At 67.6% G+C, this 25,352-nt stretch carries 27 protein-coding genes; 19 read left to right on the top strand and 8 right to left on the bottom strand.

Going from position 1 to position 25,352, the window contains the following annotated elements:
* Window positions 1–20: 20 nt before the first annotated feature.
* Window positions 21–1,529 (bottom strand): YifB family Mg chelatase-like AAA ATPase, encoded by a 1,509-nt coding sequence (locus NEF64_RS07440; RefSeq protein WP_056406349.1) that lies wholly within the window; start codon window positions 1,527–1,529, stop codon window positions 21–23.
* 137 nt (window positions 1,530–1,666) lie between these two features.
* On the opposite strand from NEF64_RS07440, the gene NEF64_RS07435 reads away from it, so the two are divergent.
* The 8 genes from NEF64_RS07435 to dapE all read left to right on the top strand — a co-directional run bounded on the left by NEF64_RS07435 (window position 1,667) and on the right by dapE (window position 7,327).
* Window positions 1,667–1,984 carry a hypothetical protein gene (locus tag NEF64_RS07435; RefSeq protein WP_235516367.1) on the top strand — a complete coding sequence of 106 codons (318 nt, stop codon included), beginning with the start codon at window positions 1,667–1,669 and terminating at the stop codon, window positions 1,982–1,984.
* Window positions 1,985–2,071: 87 nt separating this feature from the next.
* Window positions 2,072–2,206 carry a 50S ribosomal protein L34 gene (rpmH, locus tag NEF64_RS07430; RefSeq protein ID WP_031393806.1) on the top strand — a complete coding sequence of 45 codons (135 nt, stop codon included), beginning with the start codon at window positions 2,072–2,074 and terminating at the stop codon, window positions 2,204–2,206.
* Between the two features lie 32 nt (window positions 2,207–2,238).
* Window positions 2,239–2,628: a ribonuclease P protein component gene (rnpA, locus tag NEF64_RS07425; protein ID WP_056406345.1), complete on the top strand. Its 390-nt coding sequence runs from the start codon at window positions 2,239–2,241 to the stop codon at window positions 2,626–2,628.
* Window positions 2,629–2,824: 196 nt separating this feature from the next.
* On the top strand, window positions 2,825–3,073 hold the full coding sequence (gene yidD / locus NEF64_RS07420; protein ID WP_081874402.1) for a membrane protein insertion efficiency factor YidD: 249 nt from the start codon (window positions 2,825–2,827) through the stop codon (window positions 3,071–3,073).
* Window positions 3,070–4,779, top strand: a complete 1,710-nt coding sequence (gene yidC / locus NEF64_RS07415) for a membrane protein insertase YidC (RefSeq protein ID WP_056406343.1) — start codon at window positions 3,070–3,072, stop codon at window positions 4,777–4,779. Before yidD ends, yidC begins: the two co-directional genes overlap by 4 nt.
* 26 nt (window positions 4,780–4,805) lie before the next feature.
* Window positions 4,806–5,468 (top strand): ribosome biogenesis GTP-binding protein YihA/YsxC, encoded by a 663-nt coding sequence (gene yihA, locus NEF64_RS07410; RefSeq protein WP_056406469.1) that lies wholly within the window; start codon window positions 4,806–4,808, stop codon window positions 5,466–5,468.
* A 66-nt stretch (window positions 5,469–5,534) separates the two neighbouring features.
* Window positions 5,535–6,209 carry a glutathione S-transferase gene (locus NEF64_RS07405; RefSeq protein WP_056406340.1) on the top strand — a complete coding sequence of 225 codons (675 nt, stop codon included), beginning with the start codon at window positions 5,535–5,537 and terminating at the stop codon, window positions 6,207–6,209.
* Window positions 6,206–7,327 (top strand): succinyl-diaminopimelate desuccinylase, encoded by a 1,122-nt coding sequence (gene dapE, locus NEF64_RS07400; protein WP_056406339.1) that lies wholly within the window; start codon window positions 6,206–6,208, stop codon window positions 7,325–7,327. The genes NEF64_RS07405 and dapE overlap by 4 nt, the downstream gene beginning before the upstream one ends.
* A gap of 13 nt (window positions 7,328–7,340) precedes the next feature.
* Here the strand turns inward: dapE and NEF64_RS07395 are convergent, their stop codons facing one another.
* From NEF64_RS07395 to NEF64_RS07385, 3 genes are read right to left on the bottom strand one after another with little or no spacing between them, the layout of a single operon-like run.
* Window positions 7,341–7,922 carry a Smr/MutS family protein gene (locus tag NEF64_RS07395; RefSeq protein ID WP_031393800.1) on the bottom strand — a complete coding sequence of 194 codons (582 nt, stop codon included), beginning with the start codon at window positions 7,920–7,922 and terminating at the stop codon, window positions 7,341–7,343.
* On the bottom strand, window positions 7,897–9,267 hold the full coding sequence (gene mltA, locus NEF64_RS07390) for a murein transglycosylase A (protein ID WP_082446797.1): 1,371 nt from the start codon (window positions 9,265–9,267) through the stop codon (window positions 7,897–7,899). Before mltA ends, NEF64_RS07395 begins: the two co-directional genes overlap by 26 nt.
* Window positions 9,264–9,911 (bottom strand): Tim44/TimA family putative adaptor protein, encoded by a 648-nt coding sequence (locus NEF64_RS07385; protein ID WP_156360333.1) that lies wholly within the window; start codon window positions 9,909–9,911, stop codon window positions 9,264–9,266. Before NEF64_RS07385 ends, mltA begins: the two co-directional genes overlap by 4 nt.
* A 184-nt stretch (window positions 9,912–10,095) precedes the next feature.
* Here NEF64_RS07385 and secB point away from each other — a divergent pair, with 184 nt between their 5' ends.
* The 3 genes from secB to trpS are packed head-to-tail and all read left to right on the top strand — an operon-like array spanning window position 10,096 to window position 13,211.
* Window positions 10,096–10,605 (top strand): protein-export chaperone SecB, encoded by a 510-nt coding sequence (secB, locus tag NEF64_RS07380; RefSeq protein WP_031394740.1) that lies wholly within the window; start codon window positions 10,096–10,098, stop codon window positions 10,603–10,605.
* Between the two features lie 23 nt (window positions 10,606–10,628).
* Window positions 10,629–12,194, top strand: coding sequence for a murein biosynthesis integral membrane protein MurJ (gene murJ / locus NEF64_RS07375; protein WP_056406337.1), 1,566 nt, complete (start codon window positions 10,629–10,631; stop codon window positions 12,192–12,194).
* A 9-nt stretch (window positions 12,195–12,203) separates the two neighbouring features.
* A complete protein-coding gene (trpS, locus tag NEF64_RS07370; RefSeq protein WP_056406335.1) occupies window positions 12,204–13,211 on the top strand; it encodes a tryptophan--tRNA ligase in 1,008 nt (335 codons plus the stop codon).
* Between the two features lie 156 nt (window positions 13,212–13,367).
* Here the strand turns inward: trpS and dnaA are convergent, their stop codons facing one another.
* From dnaA to mutM, 3 genes are all read right to left on the bottom strand, one after another.
* Entirely contained in the window at window positions 13,368–14,828 is a 1,461-nt protein-coding gene (gene dnaA, locus NEF64_RS07365; RefSeq protein WP_235516366.1) for a chromosomal replication initiator protein DnaA, read from the bottom strand.
* A 461-nt stretch (window positions 14,829–15,289) separates the two neighbouring features.
* On the bottom strand, window positions 15,290–15,553 hold the full coding sequence (rpsT, locus tag NEF64_RS07360; RefSeq protein WP_031394736.1) for a 30S ribosomal protein S20: 264 nt from the start codon (window positions 15,551–15,553) through the stop codon (window positions 15,290–15,292).
* Between the two features lie 107 nt (window positions 15,554–15,660).
* Window positions 15,661–16,476 (bottom strand): bifunctional DNA-formamidopyrimidine glycosylase/DNA-(apurinic or apyrimidinic site) lyase, encoded by an 816-nt coding sequence (gene mutM, locus NEF64_RS07355; protein ID WP_056406333.1) that lies wholly within the window; start codon window positions 16,474–16,476, stop codon window positions 15,661–15,663.
* 56 nt (window positions 16,477–16,532) lie between these two features.
* On the opposite strand from mutM, the gene NEF64_RS07350 reads away from it, so the two are divergent.
* The 7 genes from NEF64_RS07350 to NEF64_RS07320 all read left to right on the top strand — a co-directional run bounded on the left by NEF64_RS07350 (window position 16,533) and on the right by NEF64_RS07320 (window position 23,137).
* Window positions 16,533–17,312 (top strand): class I SAM-dependent methyltransferase, encoded by a 780-nt coding sequence (locus NEF64_RS07350; RefSeq protein WP_056406331.1) that lies wholly within the window; start codon window positions 16,533–16,535, stop codon window positions 17,310–17,312.
* A gap of 238 nt (window positions 17,313–17,550) precedes the next feature.
* A complete protein-coding gene (gene ubiB, locus NEF64_RS07345) occupies window positions 17,551–19,083 on the top strand; it encodes a 2-polyprenylphenol 6-hydroxylase (RefSeq protein ID WP_252574736.1) in 1,533 nt (510 codons plus the stop codon).
* A 13-nt stretch (window positions 19,084–19,096) separates the two neighbouring features.
* Window positions 19,097–20,218 carry a hypothetical protein gene (locus tag NEF64_RS07340; protein ID WP_056406326.1) on the top strand — a complete coding sequence of 374 codons (1,122 nt, stop codon included), beginning with the start codon at window positions 19,097–19,099 and terminating at the stop codon, window positions 20,216–20,218.
* Between the two features lie 10 nt (window positions 20,219–20,228).
* A complete protein-coding gene (gene coaBC / locus NEF64_RS07335) occupies window positions 20,229–21,422 on the top strand; it encodes a bifunctional phosphopantothenoylcysteine decarboxylase/phosphopantothenate--cysteine ligase CoaBC (protein WP_252574734.1) in 1,194 nt (397 codons plus the stop codon).
* Window positions 21,423–21,432: 10 nt separating this feature from the next.
* A complete protein-coding gene (gene dut, locus NEF64_RS07330; RefSeq protein WP_056406322.1) occupies window positions 21,433–21,873 on the top strand; it encodes a dUTP diphosphatase in 441 nt (146 codons plus the stop codon).
* Window positions 21,870–22,385: a hypothetical protein gene (locus NEF64_RS07325; RefSeq protein ID WP_252574733.1), complete on the top strand. Its 516-nt coding sequence runs from the start codon at window positions 21,870–21,872 to the stop codon at window positions 22,383–22,385. The genes dut and NEF64_RS07325 overlap by 4 nt, the downstream gene beginning before the upstream one ends.
* Entirely contained in the window at window positions 22,382–23,137 is a 756-nt protein-coding gene (locus tag NEF64_RS07320; protein ID WP_056406318.1) for a HesA/MoeB/ThiF family protein, read from the top strand. The genes NEF64_RS07325 and NEF64_RS07320 overlap by 4 nt, the downstream gene beginning before the upstream one ends.
* Window positions 23,138–23,195: 58 nt before the next feature.
* On the opposite strand, the gene galU is transcribed toward NEF64_RS07320, so the two are convergent.
* On the bottom strand, window positions 23,196–24,065 hold the full coding sequence (gene galU, locus NEF64_RS07315; RefSeq protein ID WP_031394718.1) for a UTP--glucose-1-phosphate uridylyltransferase GalU: 870 nt from the start codon (window positions 24,063–24,065) through the stop codon (window positions 23,196–23,198).
* A 124-nt stretch (window positions 24,066–24,189) separates the two neighbouring features.
* Between galU and wecB the strand changes: the two genes are divergently transcribed.
* Complete coding sequence (wecB, locus tag NEF64_RS07310; RefSeq protein WP_056406317.1) at window positions 24,190–25,341, top strand: non-hydrolyzing UDP-N-acetylglucosamine 2-epimerase; 1,152 nt, start codon at window positions 24,190–24,192, stop codon at window positions 25,339–25,341.
* The last annotated feature ends 11 nt before the right edge of the window (window positions 25,342–25,352 follow it).

Raw genomic sequence — 25,352 nt, 5'->3', positions numbered from 1 at the left:
TGTAGATGTGAAAATGTGCGTCAATTGGTTGGTGGACGGCGGCGATAGCTCAGCGCTTCCGCGACATGGATACGCGCCACATGATCGGCGCCGGCCAGATCCGCGATCGTCCGCGCGACGCGCAGTATTCGGGTATAACCCCGCGCGGTTAGCCGCATCGCCTCTGCCGCCTGTACGAGCAGACGCTGTCCCGGCGCATCGGGGGTAGCGACCGATTCGAGCAACGGGCCGTCCGCCTCGGCATTCGTCCGCACGGGATGATCACGATAGCGCTCCGTCTGCACCCTGCGGGCGGCGGCCACTCGCACTGCCACCGCTGCCGATCCCTCGCCGGCCTGGGGCAGGACGAGATCCGCCGCCGTGACCGCTGCCACATCGATGTGCAGGTCGATTCGGTCGAGCAGCGGCCCCGACACCTTCGCCTGATAGTCCGCGGCACAGCGCGGTGCCCGCGCACAGGCGAGGCCGGCATCGCCGAGATGACCGCAGCGACACGGGTTCATCGCCGCGATCAGCTGGACGCGCGCGGGGAAGGTCACATGCGCATTGGCGCGCGCGACGCTGATCGTTCCCGTCTCGAGCGGCTGGCGCAGCGAATCGAGCACCGCCCGCTGGAACTCGGGCAATTCGTCGAGGAACAGCACACCTAGATGCGCCAGGCTGACCTCCCCGGGCTTCACCTTCAGCCCTCCCCCGGTCAGCGCAGCCATCGACGCCGAATGATGCGGGCTGCGGAACGGCCGGGTTCGAGTCAGCCGTCCCCCCGACAACGTGCCTGCCACTGACTGGACCATCGACACTTCGAGCGCCTCGGCGGGGTCGAGCGGCGGCAGGATCCCCGGCAGGCACGCAGCCATCAGCGATTTGCCCGACCCCGGCGGCCCACACATCAACAGATTATGCCCACCCGCCGCAGCGACTTCCAGTGCGCGCTTGGCGGTCTCCTGCCCGCGAACCTGCGCAAGGTCCGGCCCGGCCGGCGCGACATCGACCTCGCCAGGCTGCGGCGCGCGCAGCAGGCCATGGCCTTTGAAATGGTTGATCAGCGCGAGCAGGTCTGGCGCGGCGACCACCTCGATCGACCCGGCCCAGGCCGCTTCCGATCCTTGTGACGCGGGGCATATCAGCCCCTTGCCCTCATTCGATGCATGCAGCGCGGCGAGCAGGACACCGGGCGACGCGGTGATGCGCGCATCGAGGCCGAGCTCGCCGACGACGACATAATCGGCGAGCATTTCGGCATCGATCACCCCCATCGCCGCCAGCAATGCGAGCGCGACAGGAAGATCGAAATGCGATCCTTCTTTCGGCAGATCGGCCGGCGACAGGTTCACCGCGATCCGTTTCGGCGGCAATGCCAGCCCCATCCCCGCAATCGCGCCGCGGACACGCTCGCGGCTCTCGCCGACCGCCTTGTCCGCCAGCCCGACGAGGTTAAAGGCGGGAAGTCCCGGAATCAGCTGGACTTGTACTTCGACGGCGCGCGCTTCCAGCCCCAGATATGCCACTGTCGACACGATCGCCGCCATGAAAATCCCCCGCCGCGTCGCTCGTCATGGCGGATCGCCACCGTCACGCCCTATTCATACCGGATTTGGCCATTGGGCAATGGCGAGCGGCACGGTGCCGTCTTGCCAACCTAACACACCGGTCCCAAATGCCTCGCGTGAACGCCGTCCGCTCCTCGACCTATCGTCTCGTCCAGCTATTTTGCGGCGGGATGATGATCCTTGCCGCCCCCCTGCTGACACCGGTGCCCGGGCCGGCGGGGGTCTTCGTGTTTGCCGGCGGCATGGTCCTGGTACTGCGCAACTCGCCACGGGCACGGCGACGCTGGGGCCGGCTGAAACGCCGCTGGCCGCGGGGCGGTCATTTCGTCGACCGGATGATGCGCCGCCGCAGCGCGTTGCGACGGCATGCCCGCGATCGTGCCGCCGCGGTTTCGCAGCGAGGCGATTCGGCGAAGACGGAGCGCGTGAATTGACTTGTCACCGCGCTTTGCCTAAGCGCCCACCCATCAAGGCCGTCCCCGTGGCGGCCGTTTTCTATTTGATGACCTAGGGAATGACCAATGAAGCGGACCTTTCAGCCGAGCAACCTGGTACGTGCACGCCGTCACGGCTTCCGCGCACGGATGGCCACGGTCGGCGGCCGGGCAGTGATCCACGCCCGCCGCGCCCGCGGTCGCAAGAAGCTGTCGGCCTGACCGTTGCGGCCGGCGATGCCGGCCTGACGATCATGTCGAAACGCCGCGATTTTCTCGCGGCGAATTCGGGGAAGCGCGCACCGATGCCGGGATTCGTCCTGCTCATGCGCCCCCGCGATGACGGTGACGAGACGATGCGAATCGGCTTCACCGTCACCAAGAAGATCGGCAACGCCGTCGTCCGGAACCGCATGAAACGGCGGTTGCGGGCTTTGGCGCGTGAGCTGTTGGCGGAGCGCGGTGTCGCGGGCGCAGATCATGTACTGATCGGCCGCAATGGCGGCATCGAGCGCGATTACGCGCTCTTGCGGACCGAGCTCGGCAAGGCTTTTCGCAAGGTAACGCCGCAAGCAGCAGCTGCTGCTTCAGTGGATACCACCACCCCAGCAAAGGCCGGGGCCCAGGTGGGAAAACCCCTTTAATGCTCCGCAGCCACTCGTCACTAGCGTCCCCCAACTGGGCCCCGGCCTACGCCGGGATGGTCCGCAGTCTGGAATGGCGCTGTGCCGAAGGCGCGATCTTGCACCGCTTCTTGTTCTCCCGCGAAGGCGGGAGTCCAGTCTCGATCCTCGCCTTCGCGGGGAAACAGTTTTGGGGTGCACTGGTCCCGGCCGCATCGTGCTAGCCCGCCTCCTCATCCTCGTCGCGCGCGGCTGGCAACTCGGTCCTTCGCTGGTCCTGCCGTCTAGCTGTCGCTACGATCCTTCCTGTTCCGCCTATGCAATCGAGGCCGTTGGGCGCTATGGCGCGCGCAAGGGGGGCTGGTTGGCGGCGAAGCGCATCGCGCGCTGCCATCCTTGGGGCGGGTACGGACCCGACCCAGTCCCAGAGCTGAAGCCTGAGAAATTGAAAGACGCCGCCCTGTGAAAGACGACAAGCAGAATTTCGTGCTGTTCGCGGTTATCGCGGCGCTCATCCTGTTCGGATGGCCGATGATCCAGGGCAAGTTCTTCCCGACGGCCAATCCACCGGTGACGAAAATCGAAGGCGGCAAGACGAAGGCCGTCGCGAACCCCGCCGCCGATCCGGCCGCCGACGGTGCCGCCGCAGTGCGCGATCGCGCCGCGGTCATCGCCGAGACGCCGCGCGTCCGTATCGAAACCCCGCGGGTGTCCGGCTCGATCAACCTGAAGGGTGCGCGGATCGATGATCTCGTTCTCAAGGGCTATGACGAGACCGTCGCGAAGGATTCTCCGCCGATCCGTCTGCTTTCACCGGCCGGTGCACCCGACGCCTATTTCGCGAGCTTCGGCTGGCGCGCGCAGGGGCTTGCCCCGCCTGCCGCCGACGCCGTCTGGACCGCGTCGGGCGCGACGACGCTGACGCCCACGACTCCGGTCACGCTTGATGCAACCAACGCCACGGGCCAGCGCTTCCGCATCCAGATCGCAGTCGACGGCGATTACATGTTCACGGTCCGCCAGACCGTCCTCAACGCGGGCACCGCGCCCGTCCCCGTCGCCACCTACGGCCTCGTCAACCGTGTCGGCATCTCGAAGGATCCGTCGTCGATGACGATCCACGTTGGGCCGATGTCGGTCGACAATGGCGGCGCGCATTACCGTCCGAACTACAAGGACATCGACGAGGCTCCGCAGAAGTTTTCGACCACCGGCGGCTGGCTTGGCTTCACCGACAAATACTGGCTGACCGCGCTGGTCCCCGATCAGGGTCAGGCGTTTGACGGCCAGTTCCGTGCCGGCGCCAACAAGGCCTATCAGGCCGACTACGCGCTGCAGCCCAAGCTCATCGCCCCCGGCCAGGCGGTGACCCAGACGTCGCGCTTCTTTGCGGGCGCGAAGGAGGTCCGGCTGCTCGATCGCTATACCGATCAGGCGGGCGGCGTCGCCAAGCTCGATTATGCAATCGACTGGGGCTGGTTCCGGATCGTCGAGAAGCCGATCTTCTATTATCTCGACTGGCTGTACCGCACGGTCGGCAATTTCGGCGTCGCGATCATCCTGCTGACGGTGACGATCCGCGGCCTGCTCTTCCCGATCGCGCAGCGCCAGTTCAAGTCGATGGCCGCAATGCGCGCCGTCCAGCCCAAGACCAAGGCGCTGCAGGAGAAGTACAAGGACGACAAGGTCCGCATGCAGCAGGAGGTCATGGCGCTGTACAAGGCGGAGAAGGTCAACCCGCTCGCGGGCTGTGCGCCGACGCTGCTCCAGATCCCGATCATGTACGCGCTGTACAAGGTGCTGATGCTAACGATCGAAATGCGTCACCAGCCGTTCGTCGCGTGGATCAAGGATCTGTCCGCGCCCGACCCGCTGACGCCGCTCAACCTTTTCGGTCTGCTGCCGTTCACCCCGCCGCACATGATCGCGATCGGCATTGTCCCGATCATCCTCGGCATCAGCATGTACTTCCAGTTCAAGCTGAACCCGACGCCGATGGACGACACGCAGAAGCAGGTCTTCAAGCTGCTGCCCTGGGTGCTGATGTTTGTGATGGCGCCGTTCGCCGTCGGTCTTCAGGTCTACTGGATCACGTCGAACTGCCTGACGATCCTTCAGCAGAAGCTCCTCTACGCCCGACATCCGGGCCTGCAAGCACCGGTGACCAAGTGAACGACCTTCCGACCGCCGGCCCGAATCTGGGTCCCGACCTCGAGCAGACCGACGCGCCGTTCACCGCGGAGCAGCTCGAGCATGCGCGCAAGCTGTTCGCCGGTCATGTCGGCTTCCTGAAATCGGCACCGACGCTCGAATTCCTGCCCGATGCGTCGGTGCCGGAGGTGGCGTTTGCCGGACGGTCGAACGTCGGCAAGTCGTCGCTGCTCAATGCGCTGACCGGGCGCAATTCGATGGCGCGTACATCGAACACGCCCGGACGCACGCAGGAACTGAACTTCTTCGAGGTCGGCGCGCCGCTCGCCTTCCGCCTCGTCGACATGCCCGGCTATGGCTTTGCCAAGGCGCCCAAGGACGTCGTCAAGAAGTGGCGCTTCCTGATCAACGACTTCCTTCGCGGCCGCGACGTGCTCAAGCGCGCGCTCGTGCTGATCGACTCGCGCCACGGCATCAAGGACGTCGACCGCGAGATCCTCGAGATGCTCGACAAGGCTGCAGTCAGCTATCGCATGGTGCTGACCAAGGCGGACAAGATCAAGGCGTCGGAACTCGTCGAGGTCACCGAGCGTACCGCGGCCGAGGCCCGCAAGCGCCCCGCCGCGCATCCCGACATCCTCGTGACTTCGAGTGAATACGGCATGGGCATCCCCGAACTGCGCGCGGCGGTCGTCGAAGCCGTCAGCTGACGCCCGTGCACCCGGCGAGGGCGGCAGAGATTGCCCTCGCCGCTCCCGCCCGCTAGTCCCCGGGCCATGAAACTCGTCATCGGCAACAAGGCCTATTCCTCCTGGTCGCTTCGCGGCTGGCTCGCGTGCAAGCAGTCCGGGCTGCCCTTCGACGAGGTCGTCGTCCCGCTCTACGATGCGGAATGGGAAAAGCGACGCCAGGGCGATGAGTTCGCCCCCTCGTCGGGCAAGGTACCGATCCTCTGGGATGGCGAGGCGGTCGTATGGGACAGCCTGGCAATCATCGACTATCTCGCGGACAAGGTGGGTCGCGACCGCTTCTGGCCCGAAGACGAGGCGGCCCGCGCCATGGCCCGCTCGATGGCGGCCGAAATGCATTCGAGCTTCGCCGCGCTGCGCAAGAAGCACAGCATGAACGTCCGTCAGATCTTCCCGGCGCAGCGCCCCGACGACGATGTCCTGGTCGATCTTCAAAGGATCATGGAGCTCTGGGCACAGGCGCGTGCGCGCTTTGGCGGTGGCGGCGATTTCCTTTTCGGTACGTTCGGCGCGGCCGACATCATGTACGCGCCCGTCGTCACGCGGATCGTCACCTATCAGCTGCCGATCGCCCGGTTCGCGCAGGGCTATATGCAGGCGATGTTCGACCATCCCTTCATGCAGGACTGGATCGCCGGTGCGCAGGAAGAGAACTGGGTGATCGAACAATATGAGCACCCGGCGCCGAGCGCGCTGCGGTGATCGATCCGCTGGCGCTGGCGCAGGCGCTGCTGGCCGAGGACAGCGTAACCCCGGCGCGGGGCCGCGTGTTCGACGTGCTGGAGGCGGCGCTGACTCCGATCGGCTTTGACGTCGACCGCTTCACGATCGGCGAAGCGCCCGACGGTCCGGTGGAAAACATGCTCGCGGTCCGGACCGGATCGGGGCCGCATCTGGCATTTGCAGGGCATCTCGACGTCGTACCCCCGGGCGAGGGGTGGCAGGGCTCGCCCTGGTCGGCCGAGGTCCGCGACGGCCTGCTCTACGGGCGCGGCGCGGTCGACATGAAGGGCGCGATCGCCGCCTTTGCCGCTGCCGCCAGCCGGACCGACGCGGGCACCGTGTCGCTGATCATCACCGGGGACGAGGAAGGTCCTGCGACCTTCGGGACGCGCGCGCTGATCGATCGGATGGCGGCACGGGGCATCCATCCCGACCAGTGCATCGTCGGCGAGCCGACCTCCACCGCCGCGCTCGGCGACACGATCAAGATCGGCCGGCGCGGCTCGGTCAATATCTGGATCAGCGTCCCCGGGCGGCAGGGTCACGTCGCCTATCCGCATCTCGCCGACAACCCCATCCCACGGCTGGTCGAGATCCTTGCCGAGATCGAAACCGTCGCGCTCGACCAGGGCAATGCCTGGTTCCAGCCGTCGAACATCGAGGTCACCGATATCGCGGTCGGCAATCCCGCGCATAACGTCATCCCGGCCGCAGCGTCGGCGCGGCTCAGCATCCGGTTCAACGACACGCATAGCGGTGACGCGCTGATCGCCCGGATCGCCGCGCTAGCGGCTCGGCATGATCCCGCAGCGGTCGTCACCGGTCGCGTGTCGGGTGAAGCCTTTCTGACGGAACCCGGGCCGCTGTCGACGCTGGTGTCGGACGCGATCACCGCGGTGACGGGGGTCGTTCCCGACCTGTCGACGACGGGCGGCACGTCCGACGCGCGGTTTCTGGCGAAGCTGTGCCCGGTGGTCGAATTCGGGCTGATCAATGCGACGATGCACAAGCTCGACGAGGCGGTTGCGGTCGAGGACCTGTACCGCCTGACCGACATCTATGCCGATGTCATCGTCCGCGCGGTCGAGCGGGGATAGCGCGGGACGGGTATCACCCCAGGTCGCGGCTGCGACGCAGGATGATGTAGAGTGCCCCTGCCCCGCCATGCCGGGGATGCGCGCCGCGTACCGCGACGATCCCGCCGGCATGACGCGAGATCGATAGCCAGTCGATGACCGCCGCACGGATCGCGCCGCGGGCATGCGGCCGTTCGCTCTCGGGGCGGGGTGGCTTGCCCGTCACCAGCAACAGCACGCGGTCGCCGCGGGCGATCGCGCGGGACAGGCCGGTGTCGAGGATTGCATGCGCGGAGGCGAGCGTGTGGCCGTGAAGGTCGATCGAGCTGTCGGGACTGACCGCGCCGCGCAGCAGTCGCTTGTCCCAGCCGCCGTCGAGCGTGTTCGCCGGTGACAAGGTGCGCGCCGCCGCCTTCAGCGGCGCGGCGCCGGGTGGGGGTGGGAGCGTTGGCAGGCGGATGCCCTTGGTCGGCTTTACCTTGCGCGTCGTCGCGACGGGCGCAGCAACCGGGACGACCGGGGGCACGAGCTTGGGGACCGCGCGCATTGGGCGCACGGTCTGCATCACGCGCGCCCAGAGATGCGCCTCGTCAGGGTTGAGCGGACGATCCGTCATAGCGCGCCCCGTTCGCAGTTGCGGCGTTAAGCCGTGCGGTGGTGCCGATCGGGAGCAGCAGGAACGCGGTGCCGCGCCCCGCCATGCCGCCCGCGGTCGCTTCGGCAGCGGCTCCGGCGCCCCAGAAGGTGTCGAACCGGTTGCTGCCCTTGATCGCGCCACCGGTATCCTGGACGATCCACAGCCCGGTCGCATCCTGCCGGTCGAGCGACAGGATCACCGGCGCGCCGAGCGGCACAAACTTCACGTCCGCCGCCGCGCTGACCTGCCCGGTCACGGGATAGCCCATTGCCCCCTGTGGCGCGCCGTCGAGTTCGCGGAAGAACACGAAGCTCTTGTTCTCGCGCATGATCGCCTGCCCCTCGACGGGGTGATCGTGGAGCCACTGCACGATGCCCTGCATCGACGTCTGGCCGGGCTGCAACAGCCCGCGCGTCTTCATCAGCGCGCCGATGCCGGTATAGTCGCGGCCGTTCTGCGTATCGTAGCCAATCCGGAGGATCGACCCGTCGGGCAGGCGGAGCCGCCCCGACCCCTGGATCTGCAGGAAGAAGAGCTCGACCGGATCCTTCGCCCAGGCGAGGATCGGCGCGGTCTCCGCAAGCGCGCCCTGCTCGATCGCGGTCCGGTCGTAATAAGGAATGAAGTTCGAGCCCGACACGCGGCCGCGGATCTTCTTGCCCTTGAGCGATGTCGAAAAGGCACCGAGATCGACGTCGATCAGATCGCGCGGGCGCCCATAGACCGGGGCATAGCCGTCGCGACGTTCGAGCGAGCCGGCGATCTCGGGCTCGTAATAGCCGGTTGCGAAGGCCTTGCCGTCGCCGACCTGGACCGCCTCGAACCACTGGGTGAAGAATGCGCGCGCGCCACCGGGCCCGGTCGCCTGTGCCGCGGCGCAGGCGGGCTGCCAATCGGCGCCGCGCGTCAGCCCCGACTGGTCGGAGCGACGCTGCAAGCCAGGGCAGCTCGTGACGAAGGCGAGACGTGCAGCCTCGGCCTGCGCATCGCTGATCGGCAGCGTTGCGAGCGACGGCCCCGGTGTTACGCCGGCCGTGACCGCGCTGACCGGGGCGAGCGCACCGGGGAGTGGCGGGGCGACGGGAACAGCCGCCAGCGGAACCGCGCCGACGATGCGGGCGGGTATCTGGATGCCGCGAATGTTGCGAATGTTGTCACTGTTTGGGGTAAATTGACCCCGGGGCGGCTTTCCGGCGGTGGCCGCCGGCGATGCGGTGCCCGGCGAGGACGGGCGGTCGGTGGGTGCCGCGACACCGCCGACGCACCCGCTGAGTGCCAGGGCCAGCGCGAACGAACCGCCAATCCCCCTGATCGCGCGCGTCACGCCTCGTCGGTGTCCGCGAGCTTCCAGTTCGGGCCGGCGCTTTTCAGCGTCCGGACGAACGTCCAGATGTCATGCGTCTCGACCGCGTCGGTGAGCGACCCGGCGATGACTTCGCCCGCCTCGTTGCGCGTGATCGCGGCGATGTCCGCATCGAAGCGTACCGAGATCCGGGCTTCGCGGCCCGAAACCGATGCATCGGCGATCACCGCGCGTTCGATCGTCACCAGACGATTGTCGAGCGTCTCGCCGGCCGCCTCGCGCGCCGCGATCGCCTCGACAAAGGCGGTGCGGACGTCGTCCTCGGCCAGATCGGCGAGCGTATCGGCATCACCCTTCCAGAAGGCCTCCAGCGTCATGCGATAGGCCGCCTGCGCGCCTTCGAGGAACTGGTTGACGTCGAAGCCGGGCTCGACGGCGATGATCGAGCGCAGGCCGGGTTCGGCGCGCGCGTCGATGTTGCGGTTCGCGATCGTCCGCTGTTCGGCGGCCGCATCGATCGTGCGCGGGATCGTGACGGGTATGGACCGCTCCTCTGCCGCACGCGGCAGGGGCTGCTGTTCATGACCGGTCCGCTTTCCGAGCACGCTATAAAGACGCATCGCCAGGAACCCTGCGACCATCGCGAGAAGTACTACGTAAAACAACCGTGCCTCCGATCTTCGTCCCAACATAGGGCAACGGCGTCTCTTTTCAAACCCGCCTAGGATTCCGTGGGATCCGTAGCCGTTGAAACACCCGTCGGGCACTGCTACGCGCACTGCCTCAAGACACGAACGCGCGACCCGTCCGCTTCGGTCCCACCTCATTTATACGAAGGATTCGCAGATCATGGACGACCAGAACGGCATGTCGATCGCGGATCAGCCGCTTGCCAATGGTGCCGACGAAGCGCCCGCCGCCGGCCTGATCTCGCAGTACGTCAAGGATCTCTCGTTCGAGAACCCCAACGCGCCCGCAGTCTATCAGAACCAGACCCCGCCCGCGATCGACGTCCAGTTCAACATCGGCGCGGCGCAGGTCGGCGACGAGGTGCACGAGGTCGTGCTGAAGATCGACGTCCGCGCCGAGACCGACGGCCAGGTCGCCTTCATCGTCGACCTGTCCTTTGCGGGCCTGTTCGGGCTGCGCAACATCCCGGCCGAGCATGTCCAGCCCTTCCTGCTGGGCGAGGCCCCGCGCCTGCTGTTCCCGTTCGCACGCCGCGTGCTGTCGGATGCGGTGCGTGACGGCGGCTTCCCGCCGCTGCTGCTCGAGCCGATCGATTTCGCGCAGCTCTATCTCCAGCAGTCGGAACAGCAGGGCATCCAGCCGAACGTCGGCGATTTCGGCCAGGCGTGAAGCCCGGACCGGAGGGCGCATAGGTGAACCTGACCAAGGCGCTGGGATCGGTTGGCGGGCTGACGCTCGCCAGCCGGATCCTGGGGCTGGTGCGCGATTCGCTGTTCGCGCGGTTCGTTGGCGCAGGATTCGCATCGGATGCGTTCCTGATCGCCTTCCGCCTTCCCAACATGTTCCGCGCCCTGTTCGCCGAGGGCGCGTTCTCGGCCGCGTTCATCCCGATGTTCAACCGCAAGGTCGGCGACAAGGATGGCCGCGGCCTGCCCGACGGCATCGCCTTTGCCGAGGACGCGCTGTCGGTACTGCTGCCGGTGCTGATCGGCATGACGGTGCTGCTCGAGCTGGCAGCCTGGCCCGTCACATGGCTGCTGACCTTCGGGTTCAACGGGGCGAGCGCCGAGCGGTTCGCCTATGTCGTCCACCTGTCGCGGATCACCCTGCCCTATCTGCTGCTGATCAGCCTCGTCTCGCTGCTCGGCGGGATCCTCAATTCACTGCATAAATTCTGGATCAACGCCGCGGCGCCGATCCTGCTCAACGCGACGCTGATCGCCGCGCTGCTGCTGTTCCATGAGCGGCTGCCGCTGATGACCGTGCGCAACCAGGCGATCGCGGTGACGGTGTCGGGCGCGCTCCAGCTGCTCTGGCTGATCTATGCCTGCCGCAGATCGGGCGTCGTGCTCCGGCTGAAGCGGCCCCAGCTCAATCCCGAGGTGAAGCGGCTGATGTCGCTGATCTGGCCCGCCGCCGCGGGTGCGGGCGCGGTGCAGATCAACCTCGTCGTCTCGACCGCACTCGCCGCCGCGCTGCTGCCCGCGGGCTCGGTCTCGTACATCTATTTCGCGGACCGGCTGAACCAGCTGCCGCTCGGGCTGATCGGCATCGGGCTTGGCACCGTCCTGCTCCCCACCATCTCGCGCCAGCTCGGTCGCGGCGAGGAGATGGAGGCGATGGCGACACAGAACCGCGGCATGGAGCTGGCGCTGTTCCTGACGCTGCCCGCGACGGTGGCGCTGATCGTCTGCGGCGTGCCGATCGTCGGCGCATTGTTCCAGCACGGCAAGTTCGCGCTCGACGACAGCATCCTCACCGCGCAGGCGCTTGCCGCCTTCTCGATCGGGCTGCCGTCCTACATCCTCGTGAAGGTGCTGACGCCGGGCTATTATGCGCGGTCCGACACGAAGACGCCGGTGCGCTATGCGACGATGTCGATGGTCGTGAACCTCGTCCTCAACCTCGCCTTCATCAAGCCGCTCGGCCATATGGGCCCGCCGCTCGCCACCGCGATCGCGAGCACGGTCAACGTCGCGATGCTGTATCGCACGCTCGTCCGTCGCGGGCATTTCGTCCCCGATGCGCGGCTGGTGCGGCGGACGTGGCGGCTGCTGGTCGCCGCGCTGATCATGGGCGGCGTGATGTATTTCCTCAACGACCTGTTCCAGCCGTTCGTCACCGGCAGCGGGACCGAGCGCTGGGGGGCGATGCTCGTGCTGGTCGCGACCGGCGGGGTCGTCTATGCGATCGCCACCCTGCTCACCGGCGCGTTCCGGCTGGGCGACATCTCCACGCTCCTGCGTCGTTCCAAATAAGGTTTTCCCATGCGCGTCGTCTCCGGCATCAAGCCCACCGGTAATCTCCATCTCGGCAATTACCTGGGGGCGGTGAAGCAATGGGTGACGTTGCAGGACGACGTCGTCGCGCAGGGCGGGGAGTCGATGTTCTTCATCGCCGACCTGCACGCGCCGACCGAATGGATCGCGCCGGCCGAACTCTCGTCGCACACGCTCGAGGTCGCCGCGACGATGATCGCGGCGGGCGTCGATCCGGCCAAGTCGATCCTGTTCAACCAGGCGCGCGTGCCCGCGCACAGCGAGATGGCATGGCTGCTCAACACCGTCGCGCGCGTCGGCTGGCTGAACCGCATGACGCAGTTCAAGGACAAGGCGGGCAAGAACCGCGAGGGTGCGAGCGTCGGGCTGTATGACTATCCGGTGCTGATGGCGGCGGACGTGCTGCTCTACAATGCGACCCACGTGCCGGTCGGCGAGGACCAGAAGCAGCATCTCGAGCTCGCACGCGACATCGCGACCAAGTTCAACGGCGATTACGGCGTCGACCTGTTCACGCTCCCCGCGCCGCTGATCAGCAAGGCGGCGCCGCGGATCATGTCGTTGCGCGATGCGTCGGCCAAGATGTCCAAGTCGAACCCGTCCGAACAGTCGGTGGTCAAGCTGATCGACAGCGACGACACGATCGCGGACAAGTTCCGCAAGGCGAAGACCGATCCCGACCTGCTGCCCGCGACCGTCGACGAGCTCGGCGACCGGGCGGAGGCACGGAACCTGCTGACGATCTATGCCGCGCTGGCGGACAGCGACGTCGCGACCGTGCTCAGCGAATATGGCGGCAAGGGGTTCGGCGCGTTCAAGCCGGCGCTCGCGGATCTCGCGGTCGCCAAGCTCGGGCCGATTCGTGACGAGATGGTGCGGCTGCTCGACGATCGCAGCGCGGTGACGGCGGTGCTGCGCGACGGCGCGGAAAAGGCGCGCGCGCTGGCGGCGCCGGTGCTGAAGCGGACGCAAGACGCGATGGGGTTGCAGGTCTAGGCTGCCTCGCACCCGTCATACTGATGTCCCTCCCGTCATCCTGACGCCCCCTCCCGTCATCCTGACGAACGTCAGGACCCAGGGTAACAGGCGGTGTGGTTTGTGGCTCTGGGTCCTGACGTTCGTCAGGATGACGGAGTAAGAGGCGCGAGGGCCTCAGCCCTCCAGTTCTCGCATTAGCACACGGACCGCGGCGTCGATGTCGCGGTCCTGGTCGCGCAGTTCGGTAATCTTGCGAACCGCGTGGATCACCGTCGAGTGATCGCGGCCGCCGAACTTGCGTCCGATCTCGGGCAGCGACCGCGTCGTCAGGCGCTTGGCGAGATACATCGCGATCTGCCGCGGCCGCGCGACCGCACGCGCGCGGCGGGCCGAGATCATGTCGAGCGGCTTCAGCTCGAAATGCGCCGTCACCAGCTTCTGGATCTCGTCGATCGTCACGCGCTTCTGCGCGCCGCGCAGCACTTCGCCGAGCGTCGCGATCGCGAACTCGAGGTCGATCGTCTCGCCGGTCAGCTGCGCATAGGCGATGACGCGGTTCAGCGCGCCCTCGAGCTCGCGGATATTGGCGTGGATCCGGCTCGCGATCAGGTCGAGCACGTCGGTCGGCACGCGCAGGTCGGGCAGGTCGACGAGCTTGCGGTCGAGGATCGTCCGGCGCAGCAGCAGGTCGGGCGCCTTGATGTCGGCGACCAGCCCGACCGCCATGCGGCTGATGATCCGCGATTCGACGCCCTCGAGCGCCTGCGGACAGCGATCGGCGGAGATCACCAGCCGCTTGCCGGCGGTCATGATCTCGTTGATCGTGTGGAAGAATTCCTCCTGCGTCGCGTCCTTGCCGGCGATGAACTGGAGATCGTCGATCAGCAGCAGGTCGGCGCCGCGCAGCCGGCGCTTGAACGCATGCGTGTCACGCGCGCGCATCGCTGCGACGAAATCATACATGAACCGCTCGGCCGACATGCACAGCACGACCGCGTGCGGGTTGGCCGCGAGGAACGCATGGCCGATCGCATGCATCAGATGCGTCTTGCCCTGCCCCGTGTTGCTGTGGAGGAACAGCGGGCTGAATCGCACGGGTCCGGGCTCGGCGAGCACCTTGGCGGCGTTGAACGCGACCTTGTTCGACGAATCGACGACGAAGCGGTCGAACGTGTAGCGCGGATCGAGCGGCGGGCGCTCGGGGATGACGCTGTCGTAGGCCGGTACGGGCTGTGCCGCGGGGGCGGGGGCGGGCTTCAGTGACGGGTCGACGCCGAATTTGACCGGGACCTGAGCGGGTTCCACGGCAGCGGCCGCGGTGGTGCGGTCCGGGATCTCCGCGGGGGTCGGCATCACCAGCAGCACGGGCTTCGGGCCGGGCCTGCGCGTCTCGATCTGGACGGTGCGGACCTGCGGCAGGATCTGCCGGAATTCGAGGGCGAGCCGGTCCGCATAATGGTTGCGGACCCAGTTCGTCATGAAGGCGGACGGCAAGGCGAGGCGGATCGACTCCTCGTCGTCGCTCGGGATCAGCTCGATCGGCTTCAGCCACTGCTCGAACAGGCGCGCGCCGGCAGACTCGCGCAGGGACGAGCGCACGCGATCCCAGGCCTTTTCGGCCTCCGAAGCGTGCACGGTCGATCCTTGCCAATTCGTCACGCGCACACTTCTCCGACCCCGCGCGACAGCCGCGCTGGTGATATAGTCCCGACAGAAAATGATCCCCCGTGACGACCCATAGGGTCGCCCGGCATCTTCGCCCTGTTGCTTGCGCAGTGGTGATTCACGTCCGTGATTCACCGCCGCCGTTCGCTCAGTTATGAAGCGATCGGCGAGTCTAGCAAGGCCCGAGCACGTCACATTTTCGAAATAAAGCGGGTTGACTTGATCAAGCCCCGGAAATGCGTCGATATTTTTATAAGTGGCTGTGTTTGGCCAATTTTTACGATTTCGGAGCCGGTGCGGCATGATCCGGCGTCACTCGAATCGCGGGGAATCCGTGGGTTGCGCGAGCGCGCCTTCGGTTCCCTTTGCAGACGCAAAAAACCCGCCGGGAAGATCCCGGCGGGCAATCCGCTCCGGCAATGTCGGGTCGCTTAGGCGAGCCCGGTCACGGCCTTGGTCAGACGCGCGAACTTGCGGCTCGCGGTGTTCTTGTGCAGCACGCCCTTGGCGACGCCACGCTGCAGCTCAGGCTGTGCCGCGGCCAGTGCGGTGGTCGCTGCGCCCTTGTCGCCCGAAGCCAGTGCGGCCTCGACCTTCTTGATGAAGGTACGGATACGGCCAACGCGGTTGCCGTTCACTTCCGCGCGACGGTCGTTGCGACGGATACGCTTTTTCGCCTGCGGCGTGTTCGCCATGAAGCCCTCTGGATGTTCGAATGATAAAAAGGGGCGCCGGATTGCTCCTACGCCCTCTCGAAGCGCGGCTCCTACCCACTCCGCACCGAATCGTCAACCGCGTTCCGTCATGCCTTTTGGCAGCGCGCACACCAGAAGGTCGAACGCCCGCCCTCCGTCCTGCGTCGGACCAGCGCGCCGCACGAACAGGGCTCGCCCTCGCGACCATAGACACGCCATTGTTTCGAGAAATAGCCGAGCTCGCCGTCGGGCCGCGCATAGTCGCGCAGACTCGATCCGCCCGCGAGGATCGCGGCGGTCAGCACCGCGCGGATCGCCTCGACCAGCCGTTCGAGTCGCGGCAGCGCGATCCGCCCCGCCGCACGGCTCGGCGCGATCTTCGCCATGTGCAGCGCCTCGCACACATAGATGTTGCCGAGGCCGGCTACGATCCGCTGGTCGAGCAGCATCGCCTTGATCGACGCCCCCCGCCCTTCGAGCGCCGCGAGGAGATAGGCCGCGGTCAGATCGGGGCCGAGCGGTTCGGGCCCCATGGCGAGGAACGGCGGATACTGCGCGATCGCGTCGCTGGACCAGAGATCGAGAAAGCCGAAGCGTCGCGGGTCGTTCAGCGCGACCGTCCGCCCCGCCGCCGTGCCGATGAGCAGATGGTCGTGCGGCAGGATCGCGCTGGGATCGACCCGCCAGCGTCCCGACATGCCGAGATGGAAGACCAGCGTATCGCCGCGATCGGTGTCGATCAGGCCGTATTTGGCGCGCCGCGACAGCCGCGTGACGGTCGCGCCGGTCATGCGCTGCCGCAGGTCGACGGGAATCGCCTTGCGCAGGTCTGCACGGCGCGGTTCGACCGAGGCCAGGCGCTGGCCGAGCAGCACGGGTTCGAGCCCGCGCACGGTGGTTTCGACTTCGGGAAGTTCTGGCACGTTTTCCAGCTAGGTTGCGTTTGCCCGCGCCACAAGGCGCCGCTAGAGCACGGGGCATGAATGACATCGTGCCCGCCCCCGCTCTCATCCCCGACACCGCCCCGAAGGCCGACACCGTCTCGTTCGGCTATGAGGACATTCCCGCCACCGAGAAGACCGCGCGCGTCGGCGGCGTGTTTTCGAACGTCGCGAGCAAATATGACCTGATGAACGACGCGATGTCGGGCGGCATGCACCGGCTGTGGAAGGACCGGTTCGTGCGCCGCGTGAAGCCGCGCGAGGGCGAGCAGATCCTCGACATGGCGGGCGGCACCGGTGACATCGCGTTCCGCATGGAGCCGTCGGGCGCGTCGATCACGGTTGCGGACATCAATCCGCAGATGCTCGAGGTCGGCATGGAACGCGCGCACAAGCGCGGGCTCGACGGGCTGGTCTGGACCGAGGCGAATGCCGAGACGCTGACCTTCCCCGACAGGTTCTTCGACGCGTACACGATCGCGTTCGGGATCCGGAACGTGACCGACATCCCCAAGGCGTTGCGCGAGGCACACCGCGTATTGCGGCGTGGCGGGCGCTTCTATTGCCTCGAATTCTCGACCACCGTGTGGCCGGGCTTTGCCGAGGTGTACGACGCCTATTCGCACAAGATGGTGCCGAAGCTCGGGCAACTGCTCGCGCAGGATGCCGACAGCTATCGCTATCTGATCGAGTCGATCCGTCGATTCCCGGACATGCCCAAGTTCAAGGGGATGATCGCGGATGCTGGGTTTGTTCAGACGAAGGTCGAGCCGCTGCTGGGCGGTCTGGTTGCGATTCATTCGGGTTGGAAGATTTAGTGATCACGCGAAGGCGCGAAGGCGCGAAGAGGGGTTCACGCGGAGACGCGGAGACGCGGAGAGTCAGAGCCGCATTCGCGCGACAGCGCAGAATCAACTCTTCGCCGATGATGAAAAGCCGCAGTCGCGGCAGGGTGCACACTCTCCGCGCCTCCGCGCCTCCGCGCGAACCAAATTCTTCTCTTCGCGCCTTCGCGCCTTCGCGTGAACCGACTTCTTGCTACGGTGTTGAAGGCCTGTGACCGCCTCGACCACCCATGTCTGGCGCCTCCTCAAATGGGGTCGCATTCTCGCCCGGCACGGCGCGCTGCGGGGGATCGAGCGGGATCCCAATACGCCGGCCGCCGTGCGACGCCTCGCGCGGATCGCCCGGTTCGGTGCGCGCGTCCCCAAGGTGCCGCGCTATGCCGATGCGTTCCAGGCGATCGGCCCCGCCGCGATCAAGCTCGGCCAGACGCTCGCCACCCGCCCCGATCTGGTCGGCGAAGACGCCGCGCAGGATCTGCTGCGGCTGCAGGACCAGCTGTCGCCCGTCCCTTACGAGACGATCGAGGCGGCGATGCTGGCGAGCTTCGGCAAGCCGCTCGAAACGCTGTTCTCGCGGATCGAGCAGGTCCCGGTCGGTGCCGCGTCGATCGCGCAGGTCCACCGCGCGACGACCACCGATGGCCGCCAGGTCGCGGTCAAGGTGCTGCGCCCCGGCGTCGAGGACGACTTCGCGCGGGCGATCGACACCTATAGCTGGGCGGCGGCGCAACTCGAGGCGCTGAGCCCCGAGGCGATGCGTCTGCGCCCGCGCCTGACGATCGAGACGTTCAAGCGCTGGACGCTGCGCGAGTTAAATTTCCGCCGCGAGGCCGCCTCGGCGTCCGAGCTCGCGGACGGCATGACCGCCGAGCCCGATTTCGTCATCCCCGCGATCGACTGGGCACGATCGACCGCCAAGGTCATGACGATCGAGTGGATCAACGGCATCAAGCTGTCGGATCGTCCCGCGCTGGTGGCGGCGGGCTACGACCTGCCCGGCCTCGCGCAGACCTTGGTCCGCGCGTTCCTGCGGCAGGCGATCGCCGACGGGTTCTTCCACGCCGACATGCACCAGGGAAACCTGTTCGCGCTGCCGGGCAACCGGATCGCGGCGATCGATTTCGGCATCATGGGCCGGATCGACCGGCGCGCCCGCGTCTGGCTCGCCGAGATCCTCTACGGGCTGATCACCGGCAACTATAAACGCGTCGCCGAGATCCATTTCGAGGCGGGCTATGTCCCCGCGCATCACGACGTCGCCGAATTCGCGACCGCCTTGCGTGCGGTCGGCGAGCCGATGCGCGGGTTGCCGGTCAAGGACATGTCGATCGGCATGATGCTCGACAGCCTGTTCTCGATCACGCGCGATTTCGACATGGTGACGCAGCCGCATTTGCTGCTGCTGCAGAAGACGATGGTGATGGTCGAGGGCGTGGCGACCAGCCTCGATCCCGACATCAACCTGTGGGAGAGCGCGGAGCCGTTCGTGCGTGACTGGATCCGCGGCGAACTCGGCCCCGAGGCGGCGATCGCCGACCGGATCATCGAGGACGTGCGTACGCTGACCCGGCTGCCCGAACTGGTCCGCCGGATCGAGGCGCATTACCCGCCACCCGGCGGCGCACCGCCGACGATGCCACTGCGCGAGATCGAGGTCATCCGGATCGGCGGCGGCTGGCGCTATGGCCTCGTCGCGGTGATCGCGGCGATGGCCGGGGTTGCCGCCACGCTGGTCTTCGGATGAGCCTGCACGTCGGATGAGGACGCGGCGGGGCGCCCCCCTGTGGCTGGTCGGCCCGAGCCGGTTCGCCGGCATGTCCCGGTCGCAGGCGCGGCTGGGGCTTGCGCTGTTCGCGATGCTGCTGCTCGCGTGCCTGACCGCGATTAGCGCGCCCGGACCACGCCCGGGCGAGGCGGGCGTGGCGTCCGCGCCGCTGGGCCAGACCGAGCTGCTGCTCTATCAGAGCGTCGTCGCAAACGTGCGCAGCGGCACGCCCTATTATGTCGCGGCGGCAGAGGCGCACCGCGTCGCACACGCGCCGCTCAAGCCCTATACGACGGTCCGCCTGCCGACGCTGGCGGTGGTGCAGGCCGCGGTGCCGCCGCTGCTCGTCACCGCGCTGTTGCCGCTTCTCTGCATTGGCGCGATGGGCGCGTGGATCGTCCGGCTGCGCCCGGCGATGACCGGGCCGATCCCCGTGGGGATCGCGGGGCTGCTGATCCTGACGGGGCTCTACGTGCATCTCGAGCCGCCGCTGGTGGTCTTCCCCGAAGTCTGGGCGGGGGCCTTGATCGCGCTCTCGCTCGCGTTGAGGCGCCCCGGTGAGTGGATCCCCGCGGTCGCGCTCGGCCTGTCGGCGATGCTGATCCGCGAGACCGCGCTGATCTATGTCGTGATCATGGCGGTGATCGCGTGGATCGAGGGCGAGCGCCGCGAGGCCGCCGCATGGGTCGGCGCGACGCTCGTCTTCTTCGTCGCGCTCGCCGCGCATGCGCATGCGGTGACGCTCGTCACCGGTCCGCTCGACCGCAGCGCGCAGGGGCTGAGCGGTCTGGAGGGGTTCGGCTTCTATGTGCAGCTCGTGACGCTGTCGTCGGGCCTCGCGCTGCTGCCGGACTGGCTTGCGGCGGTCCTGATCGCGACCGCGCTGTTCGGGTGGCTGGCGTGGCGCGATCCCACCGCGGTCCGCGCGCTCGCCACGCTGCTGGGCTATGCGGCGGTAATCGCGCTGGGCGTGCGCAGCGACGACTTCCCCTGGGCGCTGATCACCACCCCCGTCCTGCTCGTCGGGATCGTCTTCGCGGTCGATGGCCTGCGCGACATGATCGTCGCGGCGCGCGATACACGACGGATTACGGTGACGCGCGTGATCCGCTAGGACTCGCGGCATGAAGCGTATTCTCCTGATCGTCGGGGGCGGCATCGCCGCCTACAAGGCGAGCGAACTCGTCCGCCTCCTGCGCAAGCGGGGCCATGCGGTCCGCTGCGTGCTGACCGAGGCGGGGCAGCATTTCGTCACGCCGATGACGCTCGCGGCCCTCAGCGAGGACAAGGTCTATACGACCCTGTGGGATCTGAAAGACGAGGCGGAGATGGGGCATATCCAGCTCAGCCGTCAGGCCGACCTGATCGTCGTCGCGCCCGCGACCGCGGACCTGATCGCGCGGATGGCGGGCGGGCTCGCCAACGATCTTGCGACGACATTGCTGCTCGCGACCGACAAGCCGGTGCTCGCGGCGCCGGCGATGAACGTGCGGATGTGGCTGCACCCCGCGACGGTGCGCAACGTCGCGCAGCTGCGCGCGGACGGCATTACTGTCATGGCGCCCGACGAGGGGCCGATGGCGTGCGGTGAATTCGGACCGGGGCGGCTGCCCGAACCCGACCGGATCGCCGACGCGATCGATGCCGCACTCGAGGCCAAGCCGCAGCGTCTCGCGGGCCGGCACATCCTCGTCACCGCAGGGCCGACGCACGAGCCGATCGACCCCGTCCGCTACATCGCCAACCGGTCGTCGGGGCGGCAGGGCTTCGCGATCGCGGGCGCGCTTGCAGCACTTGGCGCGCGGGTGACGCTGGTGGCGGGGCCGGTGACGCTGCCGACCCCTGCGGGCACGACGCGGATCGACGTCGAGACCGCGCGCGAGATGGCCGATGCGGTCGACCGCGCGCTGCCCGTCGATGCCGCGATCATGGTCGCGGCGGTCGCCGACTGGCACGTCGACGCCGCGGTGCAGAAGATCAAGAAGGGCGATGCGACGCCGACGCTCGCGCTGTCCGAGAACCCCGACATCCTCGCGACACTCGCGCGCAGCCGGCAGCGCCCCGCGCTGCTGATCGGCTTCGCGGCCGAGACCGAACGCGTCGTCGAGCATGCGACCGCCAAGCGCGCACGCAAGGACGTCGACTGGATCGTCGCCAACGACGTGTCGGGCGACGTGATGGGCGGCGACAGCAACAGCGTCCACATCGTCACGAAGGACGGCGTCGAGAGCTGGCCGCGGCAGGGCAAGGATGCAGTCGCGGCGCAGCTGGCACGGCGCGTCGCCGATGCGCTGGAACCCGCACAGCCGATGCGCTAAACCGCGCCGCATGACGATCCGTATAGACCTCAAGAGATTGCCGCATGGCGATGGCCTCCCCCTGCCCGCCTATGCGACCGCCGGTGCCGCTGGCATGGACGTGGTCGCGGCCGAGCCGCTGACGCTTGCACCGGGCGCCCGCGCGGCGGTCGCGACCGGCTTTGCGATCGCGATTCCCGAAGGGTACGAAGTGCAGGTGCGGCCGCGTTCGGGGCTGGCGCTTAAGCACGGCGTCACCTGCCTCAACACGCCCGGGACGATCGATTCGGACTATCGCGGCGAGGTGAAGGTCATCCTCGCCAATCTCGGCGATGCCCCCTTCGACATCGCCCGCGGCGATCGGATCGCACAGCTCGTTCCCGCAGCCGTGGTGCGCGCGAGCCTCGGCGAGGTCGAGACGCTCGACGACACGGTGCGCGGGCATGGAGGATTCGGGTCGACCGGACGATGATCGCGCTGCTTCTTCTGGCAGCGTCGCTGGGCGCCGTGCAGGCCCCGGCCGCCGACGTGCAGACCGCACCGGCGCTGCCCGTGCCGCGAATCATCCCCCCGCCCGTCGTTCCGACCCTGCCCCCCGCGCCTGCGCCGTCCGCGCCGCCGCAGGTGACGGGTGGCGCCCCGCTGCCGCCACAGGACTGGAGCGCGCTGCCGGTGTTGCGGCTGCGGCGCGCGGTCGCCCCGTCGCTGGATGCCAGCACGTTCGTCCAGCGCGAGGTGCTGGCCGGGCGGTGCGGCGGCGCGACGCGGACGCCGCAGGGCTGGGTCCTGAACCTCGACCTCGCGCTGCTCGCCGCGGCGGATGGCCGGGTGCGACGGGTCACGCCGCGCGCGATCGACTGTCCGACGGTCGAGCAGTTCGCCGCCGGTCTGCTGCTGGGCGCGGCGCGCAACAATGTCGATCTGCGCGGCGCCGCCTCCGACAGCTGGTACCGCACGACGATGGTGTTCGCGTGGAAGGCATGACGCTCTCCGACGACGAACTCGCGCGCTATGCCCGGCACATCGTTCTTCGCGAGTTCGGCGGCACCGGTCAGCTACGGCTGAAGGCGGCTACGGCGGTGGTGATCGGCGCCGGCGGCATCGGCTCGCCGGCGATCCAGTATCTCGCGGCCGCCGGGATCGGGCGCCTCGTGCTGATCGACGACGACGCGGTCGAGACGTCGAACCTCCAGCGTCAGACGATCTTCCGCACCGAAGACCAGGGTCTCGCCAAGGTCGAGGCCGCGGCCGCGGCGCTGCGCCGGATCAATCCGAACGTCGCGGTGGACGCGCACCGCCTGAGGGTCGACCAGGGCAATATCGGCGCGCTGATCGCGGGCGCGGACGTGGTGCTCGACGGCTGCGACAATTTCGCGACGCGGTTCGTCGTCGCCGATGCGGCGCATGCGGCGCGGATCCCGCTGGTCTCGGCGGCGGTCGGACAGTTTGAAGGCCAGCTCGGCGTCTATCGCGGCTGGGAGCCCGACCGGCCCTGCTATCGCTGCTTCGTCGGCGAGAATCCCGAGCGTGCCGAGACGAGCTGTGCGGAGGACGGCATCCTCGGCCCCGTCACGGGCGTGGTCGGCAGCTTGGCCGCGCTGGAAGTGATTCGTGCGGTCGCGCCGTTCGGCGACGACGTGGCGGGCCAGCTGTTGCTGATCGACCTGTTGTCGCTCCGCTTCCGGACGATCCGGCTGCCCAAGGATCCCGGCTGTCCCTGCTGCGGCAGCGGCTGATCCGGAAACGAGCGGGGCGGATGGGCTGAACCCACCCGCCCCGCATCTTGCGGGCCGTTCAGCCCAGCAGCGTCTTGGCAAACGCGCGGACGACCGGTCCGATATCGTCGCGTGCGAGCGCGAGCGCGAGGTTGGCCTGGATATAGCCCGCCTTGTCGCCGCAATCGTAGCGCTGGCCATCGAAGGTGAAGCCGTGGAACGGCTGGTTGCCGATCAGCTGCGCCATCGCGTCGGTCAGCTGGATCTCGCCGCCGGCACCCTTTTCCTGCCCTTCGAGGATGCGCATCACTTCAGGCTGGAGGATGTAGCGGCCCGGGATCATCAGGTTCGACGGCGAGGTGCCCTTGGCGGGCTTCTCGATCAGCGCGGTGACCTCGGTCAGGCGACCGTCGGTCGCGCCGGGCGAGATGATGCCGTATTTGTCGGTTTCCGAATCAGCGACCTCGAGCGCGCCGATGACGTTGCCGCCGACCTTGTTATACGCCTCGACCATCTGCTTCATGAAGCCGGGCTTGCCGACCATCAGCTCGTCGGGGAGCAGCACCGCGAACGGCTCGTCGCCGACGATCTCGCGCGCGCACCAGACCGCATGGCCGAGACCCAGCGGCTCCTGCTGACGGACATAGACGGGCGAACCGGGCCGCTGGCGGATGCCGTCGAGCACGGTCAGCGACTTGCCGCGCGCGCGCATCGTCGCCTCGAGCTCGTAGGAAATGTCGAAATGATCCTCGAGCGCGCCCTTGCCGCGGCCGGTGACGAAGATGATCTGCTCGATCCCCGCTTCCAGTGCCTCTTCGACGGCATATTGGATCAGCGGCTTGTCGACGACGGTCAGCATCTCCTTGGGCATCGACTTGGTCGCCGGAAGGAATCGCGTGCCAAGCCCAGCAACGGGGAATACGGCCTTGCGCAGCGGTTTGATCGTCATTCAGTAGTCCCTTGTATCGTTGCGGGTGCAGATCGTTGCGGGTGCATAATGCCGCCGAACGGACTCGGCAAATCAACTGCGGCGGTTAGCGCGTCATTAAAGACGTGGGGTGTAGGCGGGTTCCATGTCAAAAATACTCGTCATCTTCGGGACGCGCCCCGAAGCGATCAAACTCTTCCCGGTCATCCGGGCGTTGCAGACGCAGCCGGGGCTGGTCGTCAGGACCTGCGTGACCGCACAGCATCGCGGCCTGCTCGACCAGGTGCTCGCGATCGCGGGGCTGTCCCCCGATATCGATCTCGACCTGATGGAGCCGGGGCAGACGCTCGACCGGCTGACCGCGCGGCTGCTGGTCGGGCTGGGCGATGTGATGGACGCCGAGCAGCCCGACATGGTCGTCGTCCAGGGCGACACCGCCACTGCAATGACCGGCGCGCTCGCCGCCTATTACCGCAAGGTTCCGGTCGCGCATGTCGAGGCCGGCCTGCGCTCGGGCGACATCCATCATCCCTGGCCCGAGGAAGTGAACCGGCGGATCGTCGCACCGATCGCCGCCTTGCACTTCGCGCCGACCCAGACCGCGGCGGACGCGTTGCTGCGCGAGAATATCGCCCCCTCGACGATCCACGTCACGGGCAACACGGTGATCGACGCGCTGCACTGGACCCATGCGCGGGTGGCGGCGGATCCGGCGCTCGGTGCCGCGCTCGATCCGGTCGTGGCGGACTGTGCGGGCAAGCGGATCATCCTCGTCACGACCCACCGGCGCGAAAATTTCGGCGACGCGATGGCCGGGATCGCGCGGGCAATCGCGCGGATCGCGGCGCGCGATGACGTCGCGGTCGTCTTTCCCGTGCATCCCAACCCGAATGTCGTCTCGGTGATGGACCGGATTCTTGGCGACCAGCCCGATATCGCGCGGATCGCGCCGCTCGATTACCCGAGCTTCGTCCGCGCGCTGGGGCTGGCCGAGATCGTCCTGACCGATTCGGGCGGCGTGCAGGAAGAGGCGCCTGCGCTCGGCAAGCCAGTGCTGGTGATGCGCGAGACGACCGAGCGCCCCGAGGGCATCGAGGCGGGTACCGCAAGGCTGGTCGGGACGTCGGAGGACCGCATCGTTTCCGAAATCTTCACGCTGCTTGACGACAAAGCGGCCTATTGCGCGATGGCGCGCGCGCATAATCCGTTCGGCGACGGCCTTGCTGCGGCCCGGATCGCCCAGACCATCGCGCAGACCATGGCCCAGGCGGTCGCCAGCCCACCGGCCTATCGTTGAGGATCATCCGT

It is taken from the genome of Sphingomonas aerolata (assembly GCF_023935825.1).
In the GTDB taxonomy this organism is placed as follows: domain Bacteria; phylum Pseudomonadota; class Alphaproteobacteria; order Sphingomonadales; family Sphingomonadaceae; genus Sphingomonas; species Sphingomonas aerolata.
The sequence above is the reverse complement of the archived record's forward strand: the minus strand, read 5'-3'. Positions and strand labels throughout refer to the sequence as shown.

Bases quoted from the DNA above. Each gene is read 5' to 3' on its own strand.
- NEF64_RS07440 (WP_056406349.1), bottom strand. From the start codon at position 1,529: ATGGCGGCGATCGTGTCGACAGTGGCATATCTGGGGCTGGAAGCGCGC.
- rpmH (WP_031393806.1), top strand. From the start codon at position 2,072: ATGAAGCGGACCTTTCAGCCGAGCAACCTGGTACGTGCACGCCGTCAC.
- rnpA (WP_056406345.1), top strand. From the start codon at position 2,239: ATGTCGAAACGCCGCGATTTTCTCGCGGCGAATTCGGGGAAGCGCGCA.
- NEF64_RS07405 (WP_056406340.1), top strand. From the start codon at position 5,535: ATGAAACTCGTCATCGGCAACAAGGCCTATTCCTCCTGGTCGCTTCGC.
- NEF64_RS07395 (WP_031393800.1), bottom strand. From the start codon at position 7,922: ATGACGGATCGTCCGCTCAACCCTGACGAGGCGCATCTCTGGGCGCGC.
- secB (WP_031394740.1), top strand. From the start codon at position 10,096: ATGGACGACCAGAACGGCATGTCGATCGCGGATCAGCCGCTTGCCAAT.
- trpS (WP_056406335.1), top strand. From the start codon at position 12,204: ATGCGCGTCGTCTCCGGCATCAAGCCCACCGGTAATCTCCATCTCGGC.
- rpsT (WP_031394736.1), bottom strand. From the start codon at position 15,553: ATGGCGAACACGCCGCAGGCGAAAAAGCGTATCCGTCGCAACGACCGT.
- NEF64_RS07350 (WP_056406331.1), top strand. From the start codon at position 16,533: ATGAATGACATCGTGCCCGCCCCCGCTCTCATCCCCGACACCGCCCCG.
- NEF64_RS07340 (WP_056406326.1), top strand. From the start codon at position 19,097: ATGAGGACGCGGCGGGGCGCCCCCCTGTGGCTGGTCGGCCCGAGCCGG.
- coaBC (WP_252574734.1), top strand. From the start codon at position 20,229: ATGAAGCGTATTCTCCTGATCGTCGGGGGCGGCATCGCCGCCTACAAG.
- dut (WP_056406322.1), top strand. From the start codon at position 21,433: ATGACGATCCGTATAGACCTCAAGAGATTGCCGCATGGCGATGGCCTC.
- NEF64_RS07325 (WP_252574733.1), top strand. From the start codon at position 21,870: ATGATCGCGCTGCTTCTTCTGGCAGCGTCGCTGGGCGCCGTGCAGGCC.
- NEF64_RS07320 (WP_056406318.1), top strand. From the start codon at position 22,382: ATGACGCTCTCCGACGACGAACTCGCGCGCTATGCCCGGCACATCGTT.
- galU (WP_031394718.1), bottom strand. From the start codon at position 24,065: ATGACGATCAAACCGCTGCGCAAGGCCGTATTCCCCGTTGCTGGGCTT.
- wecB (WP_056406317.1), top strand. From the start codon at position 24,190: ATGTCAAAAATACTCGTCATCTTCGGGACGCGCCCCGAAGCGATCAAA.